General features: G+C 66.8%; 4 protein-coding genes. All 4 read left to right on the top strand.

Annotated features, from left to right (window positions below):
* Window positions 1-803, top strand: an 803-nt coding sequence (locus AC4FAH_RS03590; RefSeq protein ID WP_490245646.1) for a sodium:solute symporter family transporter, incomplete at its 5' end; no start/stop codon positions are given.
* Between the two features lie 201 nt (window positions 804-1,004).
* Window positions 1,005-1,838, top strand: a complete 834-nt coding sequence (locus AC4FAH_RS03585; RefSeq protein WP_490245645.1) for a DUF2927 domain-containing protein — start codon at window positions 1,005-1,007, stop codon at window positions 1,836-1,838.
* 144 nt (window positions 1,839-1,982) lie between these two features.
* Window positions 1,983-3,188, top strand: a complete 1,206-nt coding sequence (locus AC4FAH_RS03580; RefSeq protein ID WP_347420654.1) for an MFS transporter — start codon at window positions 1,983-1,985, stop codon at window positions 3,186-3,188.
* A 115-nt stretch (window positions 3,189-3,303) separates the two neighbouring features.
* Complete coding sequence (locus AC4FAH_RS03575) at window positions 3,304-4,791, top strand: YcjX family GTP-binding protein (protein WP_287024112.1); 1,488 nt, start codon at window positions 3,304-3,306, stop codon at window positions 4,789-4,791.
* The last annotated feature ends 47 nt before the right edge of the window (window positions 4,792-4,838 follow it).

The raw sequence follows: 4,838 nt of genomic DNA, 5'->3' as shown, positions 1-4,838 counted from the left end.
ACCAGCAGATCATCCAGCGCACCTTCGCCGCCAAGACCCTCGCCGAGGGCCAGAAAGGCGTACTGCTGACCGGTGCCCTCAAGCTGCTGGGCCCGCTGTATCTGGTGATTCCCGGCATCATCGCCTATCACCTCTATGCCTCTTCCGGCGTCAAGGCCGACAGCGCCTACGGCCAGCTGGTCTTCGATGTGCTGCCCGCGCCGCTGACCGGTTTCTTCGCCGCGGCGATGGTCGGCGCGATCCTGTCGTCCTTCAACTCGGCGCTGAACGCTACCACCACGCTGTTCTCCACCGGCATCTACAAGGCGCATCTGCGTCGTGATGCCAGCGACGAGGAAGTGGTCAAGGTCTCCAAGGGCTTCGGCTGGGTGCTGGCGATCTCCTCCATGACCCTCGCGCCGCTGCTGGCCGGTCAGGAAAGCCTGTTCGGTTACCTGCAGAAGATGAATGCCATCTACTTCATCCCGATCTTCGCCGTGGTGCTGATGGGGCTGCTGACGCGTCGCGTGCCGACCATCGCCGCCAACCTGGCACTGCTGATCGGTTGCAGCGTGATCGGGGTGGTCTACTTCGTGCCGGCCTTCTCCGGCGTGCTCGACGTGATCCACGAGTTCCACTTCGTCGGTCTGGTGTTCGTGCTGCTGATCGCGATGATGCTGATCATCGGCAAGCTGGCACCGCGTGACGAGCCGTGGAACCAGCAGGATGTCGGCGCCATCGACATGACGCCCTGGAAAGGCGCCAAGGTCTGCGCGCTGCTGCTGGTCGTGCTGGTGATCGCCATCTATCTGGCCTTCATCTGACGCCTGAAAGCCGCCGCTTCAAAACGACAAATCGTCATCAAATGAGTATCACGCCCCGCGTTGCCCTCTCGGACACGCGGGGCGTGTGCATTTCAGGCATGCTGGACTGCATGTTCCCTGAAGAGGTCGCCCATGCCCTGCTTACCCCATCGCCAGCTCAAGAGGCTGTTCTTTTCCACGCTGAGGGCTTCTTTCTCCTCTTTGCTGAGGGCTCCTTTCTTTTCCTCGCTCAGGGCGCTCAAGGCGCTGGGCGTCGCCCTGCTGCTGTCCAGCCTGGCCGTCGTCAGCCCGTGCCAGGCCGCCGAGCGCTGGCAGCGGGCCGCTGTGCTGACGGACAGCTTCATGGAAGTGGCGCTCAAGCGTGAATACCAACCCGGCAGCAGCGCCTCGCTGGTGCGCTGGCAGGCGCCCATCAAGGTGCGGGTCGATTCGCAGCTGGGCAATTCGCGCATGCAGCGACAGATGAGCGAGGTCCAGTTTCGTCATCTGGCCGCCATCACCGGCCAGCCGCTGAGTTTCGTGTCCTCCGCCGGAAAGGCCAACCTGCGCATCGCCTTCATCGCCCGGGACCACATGACGCGCGAGGCCACCGCCTACGTCGGCAAGCAGCAGGCCGCCACCCCGGGCATGCGCAAGGCACTGCGTGAAGGCGTGTGCCTGACGCTGTTCAAGACCGGGCCGGATCACGCCATCGCCAGCGGCCTGATCCTGATTCCCGCGGACTATGCCCGCCAGAAGGCGCGTCTGGTGGACTGCGTCGTCGAGGAGAGCGCCCAGCTGATGGGGCTGCCCAATGATTCGGACAGGGTCTTCCCCTCCGTCTTCAGTGACGTCACGGTGGATACCTGGCTGAGCCCGCTGGATTACGTGCTGCTCAAGATGCTGTATGCCCCGGAACTTTCCCCCGGCATGTCAGCCGCACAAGTCCGCGCTGCGCTGCCTGCGGTCATCCAGCGTCTTGCCGAGCGGGGCGAGCTGTCACACGCCATTCGCCGTGTGCGTCAGGGCAGCCTGCGGGAATGGGCGGGAGACTAGGCTCACCGTGAGCGCAATTCTAGGCATGGAGTTGGAACGCCTGAGCGGAGCACAGGCATAATCAGGTCAGGCGCGCCGGGCGCCGACATCCGACGGAGCTGCGCCTTCATGCCACTATCTTCTCCCGCTGCCGAGCGGGCACGCCTGCCGCTGGCCGTCACGCTGCTGTCGCTGTGTCAGGCCTTGCTGGTCAGCGGCAACATCCTGCTGATCGCGGTATCGCCGCTGATCGGTGCCCAGCTGGCCTCGAGCAGCTGGTCGACCGCGCCGGTCGCCACCCAGTGGCTGGGTCTGATGTGCGCCACCATTCCCGCCTCGTTGATCACCGCCCGTCTCGGGCGGCGGCGCGGCTTCGTGCTCGGCAATCTGTGCGGGCTGGCTGGCGCGGGGCTGGCCGTGCTGGCGCTGCATCTGCAGCATTTCGGACTGTTCCTGCTTGCCACCTGGCTGGTGGGCATCGGTATCGGCTTCGGCCAGCTGTATCGCTTCGCCGCGATGGAAGCCGCACCGGAGGAACAGCGCGAACGCGCCATCGGGCTGGTGATGGGCGGTGGCGTGCTGGCGGCCTTCTTCGGGCCCTGGCTTGCACGCACCAGTCATGCATTGGCCGACACGCCCTTCCTGGGCAGCTTCATCGGGCTGGGGGCGCTCTATCTGGTCGCGCTGTTGCTGCTGGCCTTCATCCGCCTGCCCCGCGAAGGCAACGCCCAGTCAGCCGACGATGATGCAGTGGCGCCTGCACGCCCATTGGGCGTGATCCTGCGTCAACCGACCTTCCTGCTGGCCGTGCTCAGCGCGATGGTCGGCTATGGGGTGATGAATCTGGCGATGACGGCCACACCGCTGGCCATGGCCCATGCCGGACACGGCTTCGATCACGTCGCCACCACCATTCAATGGCATGTGGTCGCCATGTTCCTGCCGTCCTTCTTCACCGGGCGGCTGGTCGCCCGCTTCGGGGCGGGCACCATGATCGTGACCGGCTGCGGCTTTCTGCTGGCAAGTCTTGCCACCGCACAGCTGCTGGCCGCCGACTACCTGACGGGAACCCAGGGGTTCTTCCTCGGTCTCATCCTGCTCGGCATCGGCTGGAACTTCACCTTCCTGCCCGCCACCACGCTGCTGACCCGCTGCCATCAACCCAACGAGAAGGCCCGCACCCAGGCCGCCAATGAGTTCCTCGTCTTCACCACCGGAGCGGTGACGGCGCTGCTGGCCGGGCCCTTGGTCAGTACGCTGGGCTGGGCGCTGCTCAACCTGCTGCTGATCCCCGCCTGCCTGCTGCCCGTCGCCCTGCTGGCGTGGCGTCAGCTTGCCTTGCGCGCCGATCGCCCGCAGATAGAGGGATGATGGCGAGCCGTGCGGCGCGCGCTGGCAAGTCCCGGCCATCACCCAGCTCATCATCAGCTGCCAGGACGCCATCGCGTCGCGCCGCCGCCTAGCCCCCACTGACAGGGAATGCCTGATGTTCAACACCATGACCCGCAACGCCCGCCAGCTTGCCCGCGATGTGGGCCGCGAAGCACATGACCTGCTGGAGCGCGGTCTCGACCGCCAGCTGCGGCTCGCCGTCACGGGCCTGTCCGGTGCCGGCAAGACCGCCTTTCTCGTCTCGCTGATCGAGCAGCTGCGTCATGCCGGACTCGGCGCGCGTCTGGAACTGCTGCCCGCCGCACGCGATGGCCGCCTGCTCGGTGCGGAACGCGTCAGCCAGCCGGACCTTTCCATTCCGCGCTTCCCGCTGGAAGCCGGCTTGCGCTCGCTGTCCGGCCAGCATTCGCCGCATGGCCCCGAATGGCCGACGCCGACCCGCAGCATCAGCGAGCTGCGTCTCAAGATCGGCTTTCGCCCCACCTCGCGCGCCGCGCGCATGCTCGACAGCCAGCGCGCCACACTGACGCTGGACCTGATCGACTACCCCGGCGAATGGCTCCTGGACCTGCCGATGCTGGAGCAGGACTTCAGCGGCTGGAGCAGCGAGTGCGAAACCCAGCTGGCCGACGGGCGTGGCGACTGGGCGCATGACTGGATGGCGGCCATCGAGGGCCTGGCACCGGACAGTGAGGTGGATGAAGACCGCCTCGCCGAGATCGCGAGCCTCTATACCGACTATCTGCACGCCGCGCGCCGCAAGGGTGGCTTCGTCGACCTGACACCGGGCCGTTTCCTGCTGCCCGGCGAGCTGGACGAGGCGCCGGTGCTGCAGTTCTTCCCGCTGCCGGGGCTCGGTGACTGGACACCCGACGCGCTGGCCGCCCTGCCGGAAGCCAGCCTGTATCGCACCCTCGCACGCCGCTTCGATCACTATCGCCGCCGCGTGGTGCGCCCCTTCTATCACGACCACTTCCGGCGCTTTGACCGCCAGATCGTGCTGATCGACGTGCTGGGCGCGCTGAATGCCGGCCCGGCGCCCTTCCGCGACCTGAGCCGTGCGCTGGACAAGCTGTTCGACAGCTTCGCCTACGGCCGTCGTCATCTGCTGGCGCGCCTGATGGACCGCCGCATCGACCGCCTGGCCATCGCCGCCACCAAGGCCGACCACGTCACGCCAGAGCAGCATGGCGCGATGCGCGACCTGCTCGAACAGCTGCTGGCGGACCCGCTCAAGCGCCTGCGCTATCGCGATGTACCGCTCAAGGCCTTCACCATCGCCGCCATCCGCGCCAGCGAGGCGCGCGAGGTGGTCGAGAATGGGCAGCGTCATCCGGCGCTGGCGGGACAACTGCTCGGCGAGCACGAGGGGGCGAGCGACTCGGACACGCAAGGCGCCGGCCGCGAGTCCGTGCTGCTGTTCCCGGGCGAGGTGCCGTCACGGCTGCCCGACCCGAATTTCTGGGCCGAAAGCCGCTTCGACTTCCCCCACTTCGCGCCGCCGAAGATCGATGGCAATGCGCCACCTCACATTCGCATGGACGCCGTGCTCGACTGGCTGCTGGGAGACCACCTGAAATGACCACCGAATCCCGCCATCCGCGCCCGGGCAAACGCTTCACGAGCCCC

This window comes from Cobetia sp. (assembly GCF_983723665.1).
The sequence above is the reverse complement of the archived record's forward strand: the minus strand, read 5'-3'. Positions and strand labels throughout refer to the sequence as shown.

Bases quoted from the DNA above. Each gene is read 5' to 3' on its own strand.
- AC4FAH_RS03575 (WP_287024112.1), top strand. From the start codon at position 3,304: ATGTTCAACACCATGACCCGCAACGCCCGCCAGCTTGCCCGCGATGTG.